This is a genomic window from Nannocystis exedens, assembly GCF_002343915.1.
GTDB classification, from domain to species: domain Bacteria; phylum Myxococcota_A; class Polyangia; order Nannocystales; family Nannocystaceae; genus Nannocystis; species Nannocystis exedens.
In genome coordinates this window covers 1-18,391 of the sequence record NZ_NETK01000001.1, presented here as the reverse complement: position 1 = coordinate 18,391, position 18,391 = coordinate 1, and the positions used below count along the sequence as shown (strand labels likewise).

At 73.0% G+C, this 18,391-nt stretch carries 12 protein-coding genes and 1 pseudogene; 8 read left to right on the top strand and 5 right to left on the bottom strand.

Going from position 1 to position 18,391, the window contains the following annotated elements; translation table 11 throughout:
• Positions 1-25: 25 nt before the first annotated feature.
• Together NAEX_RS00065 and NAEX_RS00060 are read left to right on the top strand one after the other, a co-directional pair.
• Positions 26-1,444, top strand: coding sequence for a sigma-54-dependent transcriptional regulator (locus tag NAEX_RS00065; RefSeq protein ID WP_096325486.1), 1,419 nt, complete (start codon positions 26-28; stop codon positions 1,442-1,444).
• Positions 1,445-1,604: 160 nt separating this feature from the next.
• Complete coding sequence (locus NAEX_RS00060) at positions 1,605-4,004, top strand: hypothetical protein (protein ID WP_096325485.1); 2,400 nt, start codon at positions 1,605-1,607, stop codon at positions 4,002-4,004.
• Positions 4,005-4,088: 84 nt separating this feature from the next.
• On the opposite strand, the gene NAEX_RS00055 is transcribed toward NAEX_RS00060, so the two are convergent.
• Positions 4,089-5,084, bottom strand: coding sequence for an autophagy-related protein 101 (locus tag NAEX_RS00055; RefSeq protein WP_096325484.1), 996 nt, complete (start codon positions 5,082-5,084; stop codon positions 4,089-4,091).
• A gap of 110 nt (positions 5,085-5,194) precedes the next feature.
• Between NAEX_RS00055 and NAEX_RS00050 the strand changes: the two genes are divergently transcribed.
• The gene (locus tag NAEX_RS00050) at positions 5,195-6,040 is read left to right on the top strand and encodes a hypothetical protein (protein ID WP_096325483.1); all 846 of its coding nucleotides are present in this window, start codon (positions 5,195-5,197) and stop codon (positions 6,038-6,040) included.
• A gap of 260 nt (positions 6,041-6,300) precedes the next feature.
• Here NAEX_RS00050 and NAEX_RS00045 read toward each other — a convergent pair whose 3' ends face one another.
• The gene (locus NAEX_RS00045; RefSeq protein WP_170135300.1) at positions 6,301-9,213 is read right to left on the bottom strand and encodes a HEAT repeat domain-containing protein; all 2,913 of its coding nucleotides are present in this window, start codon (positions 9,211-9,213) and stop codon (positions 6,301-6,303) included.
• A 159-nt stretch (positions 9,214-9,372) separates the two neighbouring features.
• Between NAEX_RS00045 and NAEX_RS00040 the strand changes: the two genes are divergently transcribed.
• The 4 genes from NAEX_RS00040 (at position 9,373) to NAEX_RS49320 (ending at position 13,990) form a co-directional block, all read left to right on the top strand.
• Positions 9,373-9,558: a hypothetical protein gene (locus tag NAEX_RS00040; RefSeq protein WP_096325481.1), complete on the top strand. Its 186-nt coding sequence runs from the start codon at positions 9,373-9,375 to the stop codon at positions 9,556-9,558.
• A gap of 16 nt (positions 9,559-9,574) precedes the next feature.
• Entirely contained in the window at positions 9,575-11,176 is a 1,602-nt protein-coding gene (locus NAEX_RS00035) for a hypothetical protein (RefSeq protein WP_096325480.1), read from the top strand.
• Positions 11,173-13,005 (top strand): HEAT repeat domain-containing protein, encoded by a 1,833-nt coding sequence (locus NAEX_RS00030; protein WP_096325479.1) that lies wholly within the window; start codon positions 11,173-11,175, stop codon positions 13,003-13,005. The genes NAEX_RS00035 and NAEX_RS00030 overlap by 4 nt, the downstream gene beginning before the upstream one ends.
• A 679-nt stretch (positions 13,006-13,684) precedes the next feature.
• Positions 13,685-13,990, top strand: a complete 306-nt coding sequence (locus NAEX_RS49320; RefSeq protein WP_096325478.1) for a hypothetical protein — start codon at positions 13,685-13,687, stop codon at positions 13,988-13,990.
• A gap of 42 nt (positions 13,991-14,032) precedes the next feature.
• Here NAEX_RS49320 and NAEX_RS00020 read toward each other — a convergent pair.
• The 3 genes and pseudogenes from NAEX_RS00020 to NAEX_RS51895 all read right to left on the bottom strand — a co-directional run bounded on the left by NAEX_RS00020 (position 14,033) and on the right by NAEX_RS51895 (position 16,767).
• Positions 14,033-14,889: pseudogene (locus tag NAEX_RS00020) on the bottom strand (class I SAM-dependent methyltransferase).
• On the bottom strand, positions 14,886-16,184 hold the full coding sequence (locus tag NAEX_RS00015; protein WP_211302323.1) for an alpha/beta hydrolase family protein: 1,299 nt from the start codon (positions 16,182-16,184) through the stop codon (positions 14,886-14,888). The pseudogene NAEX_RS00020 and the gene NAEX_RS00015 overlap by 4 nt, the downstream one beginning before the upstream one ends.
• Positions 16,138-16,767 carry a TolB family protein gene (locus NAEX_RS51895; RefSeq protein WP_211302322.1) on the bottom strand — a complete coding sequence of 210 codons (630 nt, stop codon included), beginning with the start codon at positions 16,765-16,767 and terminating at the stop codon, positions 16,138-16,140. Before NAEX_RS51895 ends, NAEX_RS00015 begins: the two co-directional genes overlap by 47 nt.
• Before the next feature lie 856 nt (positions 16,768-17,623).
• Between NAEX_RS51895 and NAEX_RS49315 the strand changes: the two genes are divergently transcribed.
• Complete coding sequence (locus tag NAEX_RS49315; RefSeq protein WP_096325477.1) at positions 17,624-18,082, top strand: hypothetical protein; 459 nt, start codon at positions 17,624-17,626, stop codon at positions 18,080-18,082.
• Positions 18,083-18,391 lie beyond the last annotated feature (309 nt).

The window sequence follows — 18,391 nt, the reverse complement described above, 5'->3', positions numbered from 1 at the left end:
GCGAAGCCCCGCGGAGGTACCGCCTATGACGAAATTCGAAGAGACCAGGCCGACCCGAATTTTGGTGGTCGATGACGAGTCAAGCGCACGCTCTGCACTCAGCGAGCTGCTGCGCGAGGAAGGTTATGAGGTCCAGTCCGCCGCCGACGGATACAAGGCGCTCGGACGCATCGACCAGTGGGAACCCGACGTCGTGATCACCGACGTCAAGATGCCCGGCCTCAACGGCCTCGAGCTCATATCCAAGCTCCGTGAACTCTACCCTGACGTCGCGGTCGTCGTGATGACGGCCTTCGGCTCGGTCGAGGGCGCCGTCGAGGCGCTCCACCTCGGCGCCGACGATTACCTCAGCAAGCCCGTCGACCTGCCGCAGCTGCTCATCGTGCTGCAGCGGGTCCTGCGACACCGCGCGCTCCAGCGCGAGGCCCGGCACCTCCGCTCGGCGCTCGAGAGCCAGCGCGCCGACCTGCGCGCCGGCGTCATCGGCCAGTCGAAGGTGTTCCGCGACCTCCTCGGCCTCGCGCGCCAGGTCGCCGACTCGCCGGTGTCGGTGCTCGTCACCGGCGAGCGCGGCACCGGCAAGCAACACCTGGCGCGCCTGATCCACCAGTGGAGCGGCCGCCGCGGCCCGTTCGTCAGCCTGCAGTGCAGCGGGTTCACCGACGAGGCCTGCGCCCGCGAGCTGTTCGGCGTGCGCGACGGCGAGGCGGTGCTGCGCGAGGGCCGGATCTTCGAGGCCGACGGCGGCACGCTCTTCCTCGCCGACGTCGACGAGCTGCCCGGCGGCGTCCAGGCGGCGCTGCTGCGCTTCCTGCAAGACCGCACGTTCTGCCGCGTCGGCGACAGCGAGCCGCTGCACGCCGATGTCCGCGTGATCGCGGGGACCAGCCACGATCTCGGCGCGGCCAAGGGCAGCAAGCTGCGCGAGGATCTGTACTACCGCCTCAACGTCGTCAGCCTGCGCATGCCGTCGCTGCGCGAGCGCCGGGACGACATCCCGCTGCTGGCGATGTACTTCCTGCGCCAGTTCGCCGCCCAGGCGCATCGACCGGTGGTCGGCTTCAGCGAGCGCGCGCTGGGCGTGCTGCTCGGGTGCGACTGGCCCGGCAACATCCGTCAGCTCGAGAACAGCGTCGAGCGGGCGGTGGTGCTCGCGCGCGGGGCGGAGATCGAGCCGCGCGACCTGCCGCGCGAGCTGATGTCGAAGATGCGCGGCGACGACGCGGCGCCGGTGATCCCCGGCGCGTCGCTGCGAGAGATCGAGCGCTACGCGATCCTGCGGACGCTCGAGCACGTCGGCGGCAGCACCAGCAAGGCCGCCAAGATCCTCGGGATCTCGCCGCGCAAGATTCAGTACCGCCTCAACGAATACCGCGTCGCTCCGCAGACGGGGATGCCCCCCGTGCCGCCCGAGCCGCACGCGCACAGGGGCGCGCTGAAGTAGGCGCGGAACATCGAACCGCGGCGTGACCACGGTTCGCCGGCACGAGAGGCTGTCCGAAAGGACATGTCGAATTCTCCAGCCCCGCCGCGCCCGTGCGCGTGGGACCGCGCGTCCGATGACGTCGCGGCAGCGTGCTACGCTCGCGCCCTCGGAGGGTGCGATGAAGGAGATCGAGATTCGGATCGGGCGCGGCGCCGAGGCCACGCGTTTCGCCGCCGTCCTGGTCAAGTCGGGCAGCACGGCCACCCGCAGCTTCGAGCGCGCGCGCAGCGGCCCGGGCGTGCAGATCCACCTCACGGGCGAGCGCAACTACCACGTCGCCCTCGTCGCCGAGCCCTCGGCGGCCGACAAGGCGCTGCTGCGGTCGTCGGTCGGGCACAAGGTCCTGCTCGACTTCCCCGGCCGCCGCGCCGTCCGTCAGCGCCTCGCCGGTCTCTCGGGACAGGGTCTTCGAGACAGGCCGGAGCCCCAGGCGGCGGCGCTCGATCTGACCGCCGGCATCCACGGCGTGGCCCCGCTGTTCCTGCTGCCGTCGGGCGAGCTGGCCGGCGACCCGGCCGGACCTGCCCCGAAGGACATGTCGGCGCTGCCGGTGTTCGTCGCCGCCGCGCGCTGGATCTCCTCGCGGCGGACGTCGAGCTTCGAGTGCCTGTTCCCGCCGAGCGCGTTCTTCCCCGACGAGCCGCTGCGGACCGAGCGGCTGACGCCGGCGCAGGCCGGGGCGCTGCTGCAGCAGGTCGAGGCGGTGCTGACGGCGGCCGCGCCCGGCGGGCCGCACGGGGCGGTCGACGACGCGGTGCAGCTGCGCTCGGCGGCGCTGACGGTGCTGTCGCACGTGGTCGCCACGGCGCTCAAGGACCCCGGGTTCCGCGCCGCCGCCGACGCGGCCGCCGAGCGCATCTTCCGGCTGGTCGACGACGAAACCGGACCCGGCGGGCGCAGCGAGCTGCGGGCGCACGCGATCTCGCTGCTGTCGCTGCGCGGTCCGGCGCTGCGCCCCCAGCAGCAGGCGCGCGCGCAGGCGCTGCTGCGCTCGCTGTCGCGGCGGGCCCCGCCGTACCCCGCGCTGACCGGGCCGTGGCGGTTCGCCCTGGCCTCGGCCCCCGAGTTCTTCCCCGGCGAGGTCGAGCTGCTGCAGACCAAGTACGGCTTCACCAAGATCGCCGCGCCCGAGGGCACGCCGAGGCCGCCGAACCTGTGGGGCGACGGCTACGTGGTGCTGCTGGCGCCGTTCGTCGGCAAGGGCGGGCGCGAGTTCGTGGTGTTCGCCCGCTCGGCCTCGCCGCGCGACGAGAATTTCGAGATGTCGCAGGAGTTCTTCACCGGTTTGCTCGTCAGCCGTCACGCCAACCTCGGCGCGTCCGACATGCGCGCGTCGGCGATCCAGACCCAGCAGGTCGGCTACAAGCTGATGATGAACTGCCAGTGCGCCGGGCTGACGACGCGCTTCGCCATCGCCCGCATGTTCCCCGACGCCGACATCTTCTCGAGCTGGGACTCGACCTACTTCCGCACGGGCGAGGGCGACAAGGTCGTCGCCTCCGAGGGCATCGACTGCTTCGTGGCGATCCTGCGCGGCCTCGCCGAGGAGGAGGACTTCGCCGCGATCGACCAGCGGATCCGCAAGGCCCAGTGGCACCACCGGCAGAGCCGCACGCCCGACTTCGTGCAGTTCATCGGCCCGGCCCACCCGCTGGTGGTGGCGCGCTACCAGGACATCAACCGCGACGGCAAGGCCGACTACTACGACGGCTTCCTCGACTTCCGCCTGGTCGAGATCGCCGAGAGCCTCAAGGACTCGGCGGTGCCGCGCGACCCCGGCGCCTCGCCGTCGCAGATCAGCGGCGAGGCCGCGCGCGGGCTCGGCTGGGCCGCCGGCAGCCTCAACCGGGTCACGCAGTACTCTGAACTTTGGGACAGCTTGCCGGGCCAGGCCGAGATCCTCTACGCGTTCCGGGCCGGCGGCTTCTTCAGCGGCGCCGAGCCGCCGCGCGACGTGCCCGCCGGCAAGGGCCCGCGCGGGGAGCTCGGCCGCCTGCCCGCGGTGGTCCGCTACGTCCGCGACCCGGCCGGCGACGCCCTGACGGCCGACGTGCTGTTCCACAGCCACCTCAGCCACAGCGCGCAGGAGCTCAAGCGCCTGCTGGTCGCCGCGGAGGCGTGGTGGCGGGCGATCGACCTCGGCTACCTCGCCGACGCGCCGCCGCTCGACACGCCGCTCGGCCAGCGCGCCGGGCTCCTGTTGTTGCTCGCCGGCCTGCTCGAGTTCCCCGCCGATCAGAACTTCGTCGACGGCCTGTGGGAGATGGCGCTCGACATGCTGCAGCTCCCGCGGCTGTCCCGCTCGCTGATCCGCCGCTGCAACAGCGACGAGGACCACGACAACGGCAACTACTACGGGTCGGTGCGAGGCATCCGTGAGCTCATCGGCACCGCCGAAGCCCGCGGCGGGACGCTGAAGCAGGCCAACCCGGAGGCCTACGAGGAGCTGGCCTCGGTCGACCCGGCGATCGGCCGCGCCCGCCCGCTCGGCGAGGTCGCGCAGGCCCCCGGGGTGTGAGCCGGTCGCGCGGGCAGGCGGTGACGATTCGCCCGCGCCGCTGGACCTGCGCTTCAGGGCGTGTCCTGAAGCGCAGGCGCCGGCTCACTTGGCGACGCTGTCCGCAGGGACATGGTCTTCGGGCAATGTCCCCGCGACCAGGTGCTCGAGCCACGCGGCGAAGCGCGGGCCGGTCAGCCCGAGGCCGAGGTGGTAGCGCAGCTCGGCCTCGACCGCGCCGCGCCACGCCTCGACCTCGCCCGAGCCCGCCAGCAGCTCGCCGACGGTGACGTCGCCGAGGCCGGCGACCGCCTCGGTGAGCACGGCCTCGACCTCGGCGGGCAGGCGGTCCCAGGCGGCGACGGCGACCAGCGCGGCCTGGACGTCGGCGGCGACCACGGCGGGGTCGAGCTTGACGAGCTCGGCGTGGAGGGCCGACTCCGGCAGGTCGAGCATCGCGGCCAGCACGTCGGCGCGGAAGGCCGCGCCCTCGCCGGCGTGCCTGGGGTCGCTGACGCGGTCGACGATCATGTCGATCACGCGACCGACGGCCCCGTCGACGAAGCCGCGCACGCGCTCCTCGACCGAGGCGTCGAGCCCGACCACGGAGGCGACGCCCTTGGCGACGCCGAACAGCTTCGAGGTGACGCCGGCGCCCGGGATCTTGCTGGTGTCCGGCAAGATCGAGCCGACCTTCCTGGCGAAGTCGAGCAGCGTGGTGTGGAGGATCGTGCGCGACAGATCGCGCACGGTCGCCTGATCGACGACGGCTCGCACCAGCGCGCGGCTCGGTGTGTAGGGTCGACGGACGACGGTCCGCAGCAGCGGCAGCAGATCGCCGGGGAGCCGCGCCCGCACCGTGCCTTGCCGCGGCCGAAGTCGCCCCAGCGCGTCGCGGAGGCGCTGCTCGAGCCACGCGGCGTGGCCGGGCGCGGCGGCGACGGCCTGCAGGCCGGTGACGACCAGCGGCGTCAGCCGTACGGGATCGATGAAGCGACGCGCCGGCGCGGCGAGGACCTCGTCGACCAGCAGCGCAGCCAGCGCGGCGAGGTAGCGCGGCTCGTCGCGCAGTCGCGCGAGGAGGGCAGGGACGTGGGGCACGCCGGCCCTATACCAAGCTTCTCGCACAGGGGATACGCTGGTCCTCACCACGCGCCGCGCCGAGCCCTCGTCCGAGACCCGACCACGACCACGCGCGTTGTCCCGCCGCCATGCACAGCCGCAACGTCGAGATCAAGAGCCCCTGCCACGAGTCGTGGGACGCCATGCACGGCGATGACGAGCGCCGCTTCTGCGATGTCTGCGCCAAACACGTGCACAACCTCTCGGCGATGACACGGCAGGCCGCCTCCGATCTCCTGCGCGCGCACAAGGGCGAGCACCTGTGCGTCCGCTACTCGAACCAGGAAGACGGCCAGATCGCGTTCCGCGACACCGTCCCCGTGTCCCGGCTCCGCCCGGTGCGGACCGCCTTCGCGGCGATGCTCCTGGCCGCCTGCACCCCCCACGGCGACGGCCCGCCGATCCAGGACATCGGCGACATCGCCATCGAGGCGATGGCCCGCGACGCCAAGCCCTCGCCCGAGGGCGGCTGCGAGGTCCAGACCGGGCCCTTCACCACCATGCACTTCCCCGCGGGCCACGAGGTCTGCAAGCACGTGGTCGACCTCGGGGCCCAGATCCGTCCGCCCCAGCCGCCGCCGGTGCCCGCGGTGACGGTGGCGACGATGGGCGCGGCGCCGATCGTCGTCGAGCCGCCGCCTCCGCCGCCCGCGACCGAGGAGCTGATGGGCAAGGTGGCGCCGGTCGAGCACGCGAAGATGGGCGAGGCGATGCCCGAGGTGAAGGAGCCGTGCGACCCGCAGCCCGGCTTCGCGCCGCCGCCGCCGCAGATGGGCCAGGCGCCGGTGAAGCCGGTCGAGCCGCCGAAGTCGGAGCCGCTGATGGGCGACGTCGTCGCCGACGTCCCGCCGCCGCCGCCCGAGCGCGAGCCGGTGCGGATGGGCCGGATGGCCCCGGCCAAGACCGGCAAGGTCATGGTCGACGACGACCTCTGAGCCCGAGCCGAGGCGCGAGGAAGGCATGGCGCTGCGGCCATGTCTCTTCGTTCATGCTCGCTCGGCCATGTGCGGAGCGAGCCGGACGGGCAGAGGTCGCGGCCCCTCGTCCATGGTCGTCAAGGCGCGCGTGACTCCGCCAAAGCGCCGCGGCGCGACGGCCGCGCGAGCCTCGCCTGCGGGCATGGCCGAACGACCATGGTCGATCGGGCAGGCTCGTCGGGACATGCCCCTGAGGGCATGCCCCGAGCGACAGGTCCTCAGGGACCGGCGGTGAAGTCCTCGCGGTTGCTGTCCCACCAGGCCTGCCAGGCGCGCAGCGCCAGCTCGCGGCTGCGGCGGTCGCCCTCGGCCGGGAACGGGATCCGCTGGCCGGTGATCCGCGCCAGCTCGTCGGCGGCCCAGCGGCGCACGGCCTCGTCGCGGTGGCGCAGGCCGTCGATGACCCATTCGATGCGCGGCTCCTGGCCGTGCTCGGCGTACCAGGCGCGCCAGCGCTGGGCGCGGTAGCCGTGGTGCTTGGCGGTGATCGAGCACAGCGCCTCGAGCGCGGCCTCGCGGACGTGCTTGTCGCGGACCGCCAGCAGGTCGATGAGGCGCGGCACGGCGAGGGTGTCGCGCAGGGTGCCCGCGGCCTCGACCGCGAGCAGCTGACGGTCGCGCTCGGCGCTGTCGAGCTCGTCACGGATCTCGGCGGCCACCGCGGCGAAGTCGGGCACGCGGCTGTACGACTCGAGCACGCGGGTGGCGATCAGGCGCACGTCGGGGTCGGGGTCGAACGCCAGCTCGCCGAGCGGCCGCAGGCACCTCGGGTCGCGCAGCTCCTGGAACAGGAACGCGGCGTAGAAGCGGATCTGCGGCCGCACGCTGGCGAACAGGGCGAGGATGTGCGGGCTGACGGCGTGGCCGAGCTCGACGCAGGCGCGCAGCAGCGGCCCGTGGGCGCTGGGTGGCGGGAAGTTGGTCGCGTTGGCGAGGTCGATCGGCCCGGGGAAGCGCGCGGCCAGGCGCGCCAGGCCGCGCTCGTCGAGCGCTCGCAGCCGCGACACGCTGGTCCACTCGGCCGGGTTCTGCAGGAACTCCTCGATCACCGCGTCGATCTCGCGCTCGCTGAGCGCCGCCCCGGGGGCGGCGTCGGCGGCCGTCGGCTCGACGGCCGACATCTCGTCGGCCGCCGGGCGGGCGGGGCGTCCTTCGGCCGCCGGGGCCTCGGCCGGCGCGGCGTCGGACCCGCTCCGGGTCGCGTCCGCGCGCGGCGCGGCGTCCGCCTGCGCTTCGGGACCGGTCGCCGGGGACATGTCCTCGAGGGCATGTTCCGAAGGACCGGCGGCGCCGGCCGGCAGCGGCGCCTCGTCGGCGTCGGCCTCGCGCACCAGGCGGGGCATGGTCAGGCCGCTGGACGAGGCGTCGGAGCGCGGCTCGTGCTTGCCGCGGCGCCGGCCGCTGCGGGGGCCGATCAGGGTGCTCGGCATCGACAGCGTCGGACCGCCCTCGACCTCGTCCGGATCGCTGCGGCGGGCCATCGGGTGCGGCGTGACGGTGAGGCCCCCCGAGCGTCGCAGCGTCTTCGGGATCACCAGCACCGGCTCTTCCTCGGCCGGCTCCGCGCGTCGGCGGCGGCCCGCGCCGGCGGTGCCGGGCGGGGCGATGAGGTTGGGGATCAGGGTCTCGGGCGGGACCGCGGCGTCGAGCGGCGGGATGTCGAGGATGGTCTTGGCGTCGGGCGCGGCGCGGGTCTCGACCAGCAGCGGCGCGTGCGTCGGCGGGGGCGAGAGGTCGAGGATGGTCGGGGTGTCGGAGGCGGCGCGCGGCCACTCGTCGAATTCGGCCTCGCGCACCGGAGCCCGGGCGGTCTCGTCGATGATGACCCGCGGCGCGCCCGGCAGCGTCGCCGCCGGATCGTGGTCGACGCGGGCCTCTGCGGCCGACGCGGCGGACCGCAGGACCTCCGCGACCGGCAGCGGGTCCTCGATGCCGGAGGGCTCGGCGGTGGCGATCCAGTTGGGCATGTCGGCCTGCGGCCCGGCGGGCGGCGGCTCGGGCGTGTCCGATCGGGCATGTCCGAAGGTGCCGGGCCGATCGGACAGATCGATCGTCACCCCCGGCGCCGGCGGCCTGGTGAACATCGCGGCGAAGCGGGCCACGAGCGGGCTGTCGCCGCCATTGTCGGGGCCGAGGGGGACCGGGACCGGGGCGAGGCCGAGGCCGGGGCCGTTGCGGCGGGCCGGCGGCGGGTCGGGCTCGGGGTCGTCGGTGAGGTCCTCGTACTCCGGCTCCTCGGGGGGCGGGGGCGGCTCGTCGGCGAGCGGCTGGGCCCGCACGAGCGCGGAGCTCTCGGCGCGGACCGGCAGCGGCGTCACGGTCGCCGGGTCGTCGCGCCGGATCGGGTTCTTCAGGGTGATGACCGCGCGCCCGCGGCTGCCGCGGCCGCGCGAACGGCTGGCGGCGCTGCTGCTGTCCCCGAAGCCAGGTTCGCTCGACGCCCCGCCCGTGGTCGGCGACGGCTCGGGCTCGTCGGGCTCGGGCGCGGCCTCGGCGGCCGGCGCGGGCTCGGGCTCGGGCTCGGGGCTGTCCGCAGAGACAGGTGGCGACGTGGCCGGGGCCTCGGTCTCGTCGACGGTGACGATCGGCGTGGCCAGGTGGGGCCGGATCGACGGGCGCGTGCGGTCGGCGGGGCCGGCCCCGGGCGTGCCGCCCGGCACCACCCACCCGAGCAGCCGCAGCAGCGCCTCGAGGCTCTGCCGGGCGGTGTCGCACAGCTCGCGCAGGACGGTGCGCTCGCGCGGATCGAAGGCGACGCCGGCACGGTCGAGGTAGAGCATCAGCACGGTGCGACCGCCGGCGAGCACCGGCTCGAAGATGCAGGGGATCCCGAGCGGCTGGCCGACGGCGAACGACAGGCTCGGCTCGATCAGGAGGTGCAGCGGGCCCTGGCCGGACACGGCGCGATCGAGCAGGCCGCCCTCGGGCAGCGGGATCACGAGGCCCTCGGCCAGCCGCAGCGCGCTGCCGGGCGCGGCCAGGACGCGCAGGCCCTCGCGCTTGACGCCGAACAGGGCTACGCGTGGGGCGATCAGCGCTGCGGCGCGCACGAGCGCCTCGGTGATCCGGTCCCGCTCGCGCGCGGTCGCCAGCGCGGCCCGGGCGGCGTCGAGGCGCTGGGCCAGCGTCATCACCATCGGCTGCGGCGGGGCCGGCGGCTTGCGGGTCGACGGCTCGATCAGCGCGTCGCCCGAGGCGGCCTCGGCGGCGGCGGTCGCAGGCTCGCTCGGGCTGGTCGAAGGGACAGGTGTGCGCCGACGAGCCTGCAGGACCTGCTCGAGGAGCTGCGGGTGATCCGCGAGACGCTCACCGGCAGCCAGGTGCTGTCGGACATGCAGCTGTTCAGCCAGCTGCGCAACCTCGGCGACATCAAGGCGGCGCTGCTGCGCATGCAGGACAGCCCCACGGCCCAGCGCATGGTCGGCGAGGTCGACAAGCTGCTCGAGACGATGTTCGCGTCGAGCCGCTTCGCGTGAGAGGGGCCCGCCTTTTATGGCCGACGTCCGCAAGCCCCCGGTCCCGCCGCGCGCCGCCCCGCCTCAGGCCCCGGCGCCGCGGTCGACGCGACCGTCGGCCGGCGCGCCGGCCCAGGCGCCGCGGGTGACGCCGAACGTGGCCGAGCTCGAGCGCCAGGTCGGCAGCCTGGCGCTGTCGCAGATCGACGGCGCCGGCGCGCTGGCGATGATGCGCGCGCTGGTGTGGCAGGGGATCCTCGCGCGCCTCGGCGTGGCCGCGCCGCTGGTGGTGCTGCACGACCTCGGCTGCCTCATCACGGGGCTCGGCGGCCCGGGTCCGGTGGTCAAGGGCATCGCCGAGTCGGAGCTGTGCGAGGCCTGGCGCGGGCTGCTCGTCGAGCTCGGCGAGAGCGACCTGGTGCGCGCGCAGGCCGGCTGGAAGCACCGCGACCAGATGATCGGCGTGGTCCTGGCGCGGGTGTTCGCGCCGGTGGTCCCGCAGCTGCCCGACGACGTGCGGGTGCTGCGGCCGATCGAGCTGCCGGTCGACGCGATCCACTACGCGAAGGTCGAGCCGAGCTCGGCGTACACCCGCTACGACCAGCGGCAGACGATCGCGTGGCTGCAGACGCTGACGACGCACCGGCTCTTGCCGCTGCTGGCGGTCGAGCAGATCGACGTCGACGCGCTGCGCCTGTTCGGCCTGTTCCGCGGCGGGCCCGGCGAGGCGGCCGCGGGCGTCGACCTGGCCGACCTCTACAACGTGATGGTCAGCCCGGCCCTGGCCGACGTGATCGACTTCTCGATGGAGCTGCTGCCGTCGATCCTCGAGGTCAAGCGCGAGGCCGGCCAGCAGGTGTTCTCGATCGACGGCTACGCGTCGATCGAGCGCTTCGGCGGGGTCGACGACCTCGAGCTGTCGCAGCTCGCCTACGACGAAGACATCTTCGAGCAGAAGTTCATCGACGACGAGCTGTTCTACTTCACCCACGAGAAGCAGGTCGAGAACGAGCACCGCACCCACTACGTGCTGGTCGACGGCTCGGCGTCGATGCGCGGGGTGCGGGAGGTGTTCGCCCGCGGGCTGGCGCTGGCGCTGTGCAAGCGGCTGGCGCTGCTCGGCGAGCACGTGATCCTCCGCTTCTTCGACAGCCGCCTGTACGAGGGCGTCAAGGTCGGCGCGCAGGGCCACGCCGAGGTGCCCTACGTGCTGCAGTTCCGCGCCGAGCACGGCCGCAACTACGCCCGCGTGATCCGCCAGATCAACGCCGAGCTGTCGGCCCCGCGCCGCTCGGGCGGCGGCGGCGGCAAGGTGCTGGTCTACCTGCTGACCCACGGCGAGTGCCAGCTGCCGCCCGACGACGTCGCCGCCCTGGCCGCGCGCGCGCCGATCTACGGGGTGTTCATCCTGCCGAGCTCGGGCGTGCTCGACCTCGGCTACCTCGACCTGTTCTACCGCGTCCACGTGATCGACGACCAGGCGATCAGCCACGGCCGAAGGGCCCAGCGCGCCCGCCAGATCATCAGCGACGTCGAGGCCGGCCAGCGCCAGGCCCAGCCGATCCGGCGCAAGACGGGTGGCCCGAAGACCATGTCCGCCGGGACAGGTCTGAAAGGCCAGGGACGGAGGCGGCGGTGATCGACACCAACGTGCTGTGGATCCGCGCCGAGGGGGCGCTGCGGGCCGGCCGCCACGCCGACGCCCAGATCTACCTGCGCCAGCTGGTCCAGGTCGTCGACCGCATCGACTTCGAGTACGAGGAGTGGCTGCGCGCCTACGTCGACTCGCTGCGCGCGACCGGCAACTGGGGCGAGGGCATGGCCTGCCTGTCGTACCTCGGCGCGCGCGAGATGCCGGGGCCCGACATCATGCGGCTGTACGCGCAGCGGGCCCAGGCCGGCGACGCCGACGCGATCCGCACGGTGCGGCTGTACGCGATCTATCTGTCGCGCGCGGGCCAGCACCGCCCGGCGGCCTCGTGGTTCGAGCTCGGCGGGATGCCGGTGCACCGGGCGATCGCGCTCGAGCGCGCCGGCGACGACGCGGCCGCGTCGCAGCTGTGGGCCCGCATGCTCGCCGGCGACGCGCTGGTCGACCGCGACTACGAGCGCGCGCTGATGAAGATCAACTACGCGCTGTGCCTGCGCCGCCTCGGCCACGAGCGCGCCCGGCAAGCGATCGCCGACGCGACGACGAGCGTCGAGGAGGTCGCCGACGCGTTCGAGAGCGAGGGCCTGCGCGAGCGCGCGTTCGACTGCTACCAGCTGATCGCCCGCCTCGGCTCGGAGACGCGGGCGTTCGAGAACGTCGCCGAGGGCTACCTCAACAGCGTCCGGATCCTCCGCGACGACGGGCTCAAGCTCGACGCGCTGCGCCTGTACGAGACGTTCATCGCCATGGCCCGCGAGGCCGGCGAGTTCCACGCGGTGGCGTCGATCCTGCGCGAGGCGGCCGACTACTGCACCCGCTCGGGGCTGCCCTACGCCGACGACCTGCGCTGGCGCAGCGCCGAGGCGTGGATCAAGGCGGCGACCGAGGCGCTGGCGGCCGGCCACCCGCCGCAGATCATCGAGAACGCGTGCCTGGCCGCGGCCGAGGCGTTCGCGTCGGTGCGGGCGTTCCGCCAGGTCGCCGAGGCCTACCGCAAGATCACCACGCTCGACCTGCCGGCCAAGAACCGCGAGCGGGCGCTGCGGCTGATCCGTCGCCTCGGCGACCAGCCGCAGGACGCGCCACGGCCGATGCCGGTGCCCGAGTTCCTGCGCCAGCTGCCCGACTACGAGGAGGTCTGGTACGTCGACCTGGCCGAGTGGGAGCTCGGCGGCGATCCGGCGCTGGTCGCCGCCGGGGTGATGGCCGACCGCCGCTTCCCCGACTACGTGCGCCGCCACGCGCTGCTGCTGGTGCTCGAGCTCGAGCGCCGCGGCCAGGCGGTGCCGCCGCTCGAGATCGTCAAGAGCCTGGCGACGGTCCGCGCCTACCCGGTGATCGCCGGCCTCGAGGCGATGTACCGCCACGGCGACGCGTCGCTGCGCGAGTCGGTGGCCGCGGCGATGGGCGCGCTCCGCTTCAAGCGCAGCTTCGGCCTGGTGTCGCAGGCGCTGCGCGACCCGAGCGCGCCGGTCCGCAAGGCCGCGGCGGCCTCGGTCGAGCGGCTGGTGTTCCCCCACGCGTTCGAGCCGCTGCGCCGGATCTTCGAGGCCCGCGACCTGCCCGACCCGGAGGCGGCCCGCAAGGCCGCGCTGACGGCCATCGGCAAGATCGGCAGCGTCGAGGCGCTCGACTTCCTGTGCGACCGCCTCCGCGAGGGCGAGCAGCCGTTCGTCAAGGTCGCCAGCACGGCGATCAGCGAGCTGCCCAACTCGGAGCTCCTGCCGTACCTGCGCCGCCAGATCGAGTTCGTGCCGGCCGAGCACCGGGCTGTCCTCGAGGACACGGCCCAGCGGCTCGAGCACCGGCTGCGCTGAGCGAGCGGCGGCTGTCGGGCGAGTGAGGACCGCGGTCGCCTCGCGCGCCGCCGCGACTGCAGCGGCGATCCCCGCGAGCCGTGCCGGAGCACCTGCGAGTCGACGACGTCGCGCGCTCGTCGGACGGGCCGGCGCGCGCCGGTGCGCGCGGGAAATGGGGTCGCCCGCTGCGGGCCTGCGCCGGCGGCGGGTTCACGCATTCGCGAGGAATGTGGGCAGCGTCGGTGGCCGCGATCACGGCGCGCCGCCGCTCGCGGGCCCGGCCGATTTTTCCCGAAATCACGCGCCGATGGCCTCGCCGCGGGGCCGGCCGGGCGAACGTCGTTCGAGTCACATCAATGGATTTTGAGGTGCCGCTCGCCCGACCGTCGCCATCTTTCCGAGAGATCATGCGTCCCAACGTCGTCCTGTACCTCGCCGTGGCGCTCACGGCGTCCTGCGGTGAGAAGGAGAAGCAAGGTGTGGCCGCCAGCGACGGCGACACCGAGCCCGGACCGATGGTGCCGGTCATGGAGACGACCGGCACGACGACCGGCACGACCACGTCCACGACCACGGGCCCGGGGACCACGGGCACGGCGCCGACGACGTCGACGACGACCGGCGACGCGGGCACGACCGGGCCGGCGACGACCACCGGCGAGACGACCGGCGCCCGCCCGCGGACAGCGAGGGGCAGATGTGCCAGTTCAACGAGGACTGCCCCGACACCGCGCAATTCTGCGTGTTCGGCGAGTGCCGCGACGGCACCGAGGGCGACCCGTGCGAGTTCCACGAGGAGTGCAGCGCCGCGGCGCCGCGCTGCATCATGATGGTCTGCTACGACGGCAGCGAGGGCGACCCGTGCAAGACCGACACCGACTGCGCCGAGGGCTCGAAGCACTGCGTGTACGGCAAGTGCTACGACGGCAGCGAGTTCGACCCGTGCGAGTTCGCCAAGGACTGCATGGACCTGATGAGCTGCGAGAACAACCTGTGTGTGTGAGCATTGTGGGCACATGTCCGCCGGGACATGTGCCCACCATGGTCAGACCTGGGCCGTGACGATCCACGCGGCGCCGCGGATGATCACCCCGGTCGGCCCGGCGCGCTCGGCGAAGGCGGCGCGCACGGCCGCGAGCCCGCGCGCGCGCACGTCGTCCGGCTGGCCCGCGAGCAGGCGCGAGACGGGCCGACGTCGAGGGCCTGCGCGACGGCGTCGTCGACCGCGGCCTCGGGCGTGTCGCCGCGGCCGAACCGCAGGGGGGCGTCGAACGGGGCGATCGTGACGGCGCGGAAGCCGGCGGCGTCGAGGATGCCCTGCACGCGCTCGCGCGCGCCGAACGAGAACGGGCCGGGGGCCGAGGGCTCGGGCGGCGGCTGCGGCGGCACGATGCCCTGCAGCGCCCGCTGCGGCAGCACGACCCAGTCGTTCTCGGCGGCGGCGCGCCAGCACACGAACACGAGCCGGCCGCCGGGGCGCGCGGCGGCCCGCAGGTGGCGGAAGGCGGCGACCGGGTCGGCGAAGAACATCACGCCGAAGCGCGAGCACAGCAGGTCGTAACCGCCGGGGCCGAGGTCGTCGACGCTGGCGTCGGCGCGGCGGAACTCGAGGTCGAGGCCGGCCGCGGCGGCCCGCTCGCGGGCGCGCTCGAGCAAGGGCACGGACACGTCGACGCCGACGACCGCGCCGCCGGGCTGCACCGCGCGCGCGAGCGCCAGCGAGGTGGCCCCGGCGCCGCAGCCGACGTCGAGCACGCGCTCGCCGGGACGCGCGGCCGCGGCCTGCAGCACGGCCTCGCCGTAGGCGGCCATCATGTCGTCGAGCCGCTCCTGGTGGACGCGCCAGCCCTCGCCGACGCGGCCGTTCCAGTCGGCGATCATCTGCGAATTGTCGCCGCTCATTCGCTCATCCCGTCGAGCAGGAACTTCTTCATGAACAGGATCGTGGCGTACATCTGGTAGTCCTGGTTGCGCTTCTTCTGGAAGCCGTGGCCCTCGTCCTTGCCCTCGAGGTACCACACCGGTGTGCCGCCCTGCTTGAGGGTGGCGACGATCTGGTGCGCCTCGCTGGCCGGCACGCGCGGGTCGTTCTTGCCCTGGATGACGAACAGCGGCTTCTTGATCTCGGCGGCGCGGGTGAGCGGCGAGATCTCGAGCAGCTTCTTGCGCAGCTCCGGGTCGCGCTCGTCGCCGTACTCGGCCCGCCGCAGGTCGCGGCGGTAGGCCTCGGTGTTCTCGAGGAAGGTGACGAAGTTGCTGATCCCGACGATGTCGACGGCGCAGCGGATCCGGTCGGCGAAGTGGACCGAGGCCGCCAGAGTCATGTAGCCGCCGTACGAGCCGCCCATGATCATGACGCGCTCGGCGTCGAGGTCGGGCCGGCTGGCGATCCAGTCGAGCGCGGCGCCGAGATCCTTGACCGAGTCCTCGCGCTGGGCGCCGTTGTCGAGGCGCACGTAGGTCTTGCCGTAGCCGGTCGAGCCGCGCACGTTGGGGTAGAGCAGGGCGACGCCGAGCTCGTTGAGGTAGTAGTTGTTGCGGCCGATGAAGCCGGTCTGCGACTGACCCTCGGGCCCGCCGTGGACGATGACGACGACCGGGCGCTTGCCGGTGAACCGCGCCGGGGGCTTGTAGTAAAAGCCGGGGATCTCGCGGCCGTCGAAGCTCTTCCAGGTGACGAGCTCGGGCTCGCTGAAGGTGGCAGGGTTGAGCGTGCCGACCTCGCTCTCGGTCCAGCGCTCGATGACGCCGGACTGGACGTCGAGCACGTAGGTGTCGCGGGCGAGCGCGCCGACGACAGGGTGAAGGCCAGCAGCTTGCCGTCGGGGTGGAAGTTGAGGCCGCCGATCGTGCCGGCCGGCAGGCGGGTCTTGATCGGCCGCTCGCGCCCGCTCGGCAGGTCGTGCAGCCGCAGCCGATCGATGCCGCCCTCGTTGACCACCGAGGCCAGCTTCTTGCGGTCGTGGCTGACCGCGAAGCTGTCGACGTCCCACTGCCACCGGCGGGCCGAGCGGGCTGGTCTGCTTGCTGGCGAGGTCGAGGGTGACGAGCTCGCGGAACTCACCCTTGCCGTCGGTGGTGGTGATGACGCCCTTGCCGTCGGCGGTGAAGCTGGCGCCCGACCAGGCGACCGGGACGTCTCCTGTCTTTTCAGTCAGCTTGGTGCGCTCGCCGGTGGCGAGGTCGAACAGCCACAAATAGCTCTCGTTGACCGAGACGTACTCGAGGCGCGAGGAGCTGGTTGCCGTCGGCCGAGAAGTCCTGCGGCGACCAGCCGCCGCCCTCGACCTCGGCGACGAGCTTGTCGCTGCTCGGGTCGCGCGGGTCGACGACGTAGAAGTCGGTGTCCTTCTTGTTGCGCCGGGTCGAGGTGTACGCGAACCGGTCGCCGGCGCGGGTCCACGGGCCGAGGCTGTTCTTCGAGGCGCCGTCGGTGAGGAGGGTCAGCTTGCCGTCGGCGCGATCGAAGCGCCAGTTCTGCGCGAACTCGTTGCCGCCGATGTCCTTCGAGAGGACGAAGAAGCCGCCGTCGCCGACCGGCGGATAGGTGGCCCCGCCGACGCGGTCGCTGAAGAAGGTGAGCTGCCGCCGATCGCCGCCGGCCATCTTGACCTCGTGGACCTGATCGGTGTCGGCGAAGCGGGTGCGGATCAGCAGCGAGTGATCCTTCGGGTGCCACTCGAGCGCGAGGGCCGAGCGCGCCTCGGAGTAGGTGCCGACGCCGTCCGCGATCGCCCGCGGGATCGGCGGGATGTTCTCCGCGGTCAAGCTGTCGGGCATGCTGACGACGCTGTCTTCGGCAGGTCCGCCCGGAACGATGACGGGTGGGACGTCGGACTTGCTGTCGGGCGGCCTGCCGGTGTCGGCGGGCGGGCGTCGGCCGTGCCGGCCGGCTCGACGCGCTTGGCCTGGATCGTGGCGACCTTGGGCGCGTCCTTGGCCGGCGGGGCGTCGCAGGCAGCAACAGCGAGGAGGAGGAGACAGACGCGGGTCGAGGTCGGCATGGTGACGCGCGCGACTATAACCGACGGCGGCCCGCTCGCGGGCGGCCGGCAGCGGATCGCCCAAGCTGCCGCGAGGGTGGTCTCAGGCGAGGATTCACGAGATCTTGCGCGGCGGGGCGGACGCTCCGCCGAACGCGACGGCGGCTGATGTGCCGCCGTGCATCAAGGCTCCGTCGGGGAGGGTCTGAGCCGCAGGCGAGAGGGGGAGGCGGCCAGATGTCTCGAAACAATCGACGCGCCGGTCCGTGGGAGGTCATTCGATATGTCTTTCGGGAATGTCCGATGTGACAAGTTCGACCGAAGGCCGCGGACGCTCACGTTCTTCCCTTCGCAATGGAGATCGTGCGTAATATTCAATGTTTCCCTGAGAATTGGAGCATCTTTCACTCTCGTCTGTTGCAATCGATGGATTGAACCACGCACCACTCGTGAACGCCGGCAGGAATTCATTCGACACAGGCCCCACAGGCCATGTCCCCGCGGGTCGTCCGATCGCGCGGCGGCATGCGGCTGGACGAGTTCGCGCTTGCGGAGCTCGCCCATGCTCGCGTGGAGCCGCCCGCAGACGCGCCGCCGCGCTGCGCGCGGGCGAGCCTGCAGGCGGTCGCCGGCCGCCCTGAACGTGGTGTACGATGGCCGGCGATGTCGCCCCGCACGCCCGTCGCTCACGCCTCGCCACCTCGCTCGTCGAGTCCGCGTACGCCAATCAGCTGGAGTCTCCCTCGGACGCCGTCGTCGACGCGCCCTCGGACGCCGTCGTCGACGCGCCGATGGGCCCGGACGCTCCGCAGACCGGGAGCGCCGCCTCGCTCGTCGAGTCCGCGTACGCCAATCAGCTGGAGTCTCCCTCGGACGCCGTCGGCGACGCGCCGATGAGCCCGGACGCTCCGCAGACCGGGAGCGTCGAGTCCGCGTACGCCAATCAGCTGGAGTCTCCCTCGGACGCCGTCGTCGACGCGCCGATGGGCCCGGACGCTCCGCAGACCGGGAGCGTCGCCTCGCTCGTCGAGTCCGCGTACGCAAATCAGCTGGAGTCTCCCTCGGACTCCGTCGTCGACGCACCGATGGGCCCGGACGATCCGCAAAATTAGTGTCCTGAGTCTTAAATCCGCTCTTTATGCCGTCGCGTCCAAGGTGCGAAGGCAGTACCGCCCGATCGAGGCGAGGATCTCCTCGGCGGACTCGGTCCAGGCGAACAGCCTGGGCTCGTCGTTGCTGGCGGCGATGTACGCCTCGATATCGTTCTCGAGGCGAGGGTCGAACGGTGTGACGAGCGCTTGATCTTGCGCTCGGAGAGGAGCCCGCACCATCGTTCGACCTCGGGGGTGAAGTGTCGGCGCTCTTGCTTCTTCATGCGGGCCTCCTGGCCACGCCTCTCCTCTACCAAACTCAGGCCCGTT

Excerpts from the sequence above, each read along its gene's own strand:
- NAEX_RS00065 (WP_096325486.1), top strand. The coding sequence starts at position 26 with ATGACGAAATTCGAAGAGACCAGGCCGACCCGAATTTTGGTGGTCGAT.
- NAEX_RS00060 (WP_096325485.1), top strand. The coding sequence starts at position 1,605 with ATGAAGGAGATCGAGATTCGGATCGGGCGCGGCGCCGAGGCCACGCGT.
- NAEX_RS00050 (WP_096325483.1), top strand. The coding sequence starts at position 5,195 with ATGCACAGCCGCAACGTCGAGATCAAGAGCCCCTGCCACGAGTCGTGG.
- NAEX_RS00045 (WP_170135300.1), bottom strand. The coding sequence starts at position 9,213 with ATGACGCTGGCCCAGCGCCTCGACGCCGCCCGGGCCGCGCTGGCGACC.
- NAEX_RS00035 (WP_096325480.1), top strand. The coding sequence starts at position 9,575 with ATGGCCGACGTCCGCAAGCCCCCGGTCCCGCCGCGCGCCGCCCCGCCT.
- NAEX_RS49320 (WP_096325478.1), top strand. The coding sequence starts at position 13,685 with ATGTGCCAGTTCAACGAGGACTGCCCCGACACCGCGCAATTCTGCGTG.
- NAEX_RS51895 (WP_211302322.1), bottom strand. The coding sequence starts at position 16,767 with ATGCCCGACAGCTTGACCGCGGAGAACATCCCGCCGATCCCGCGGGCG.
- NAEX_RS49315 (WP_096325477.1), top strand. The coding sequence starts at position 17,624 with ATGGCCGGCGATGTCGCCCCGCACGCCCGTCGCTCACGCCTCGCCACC.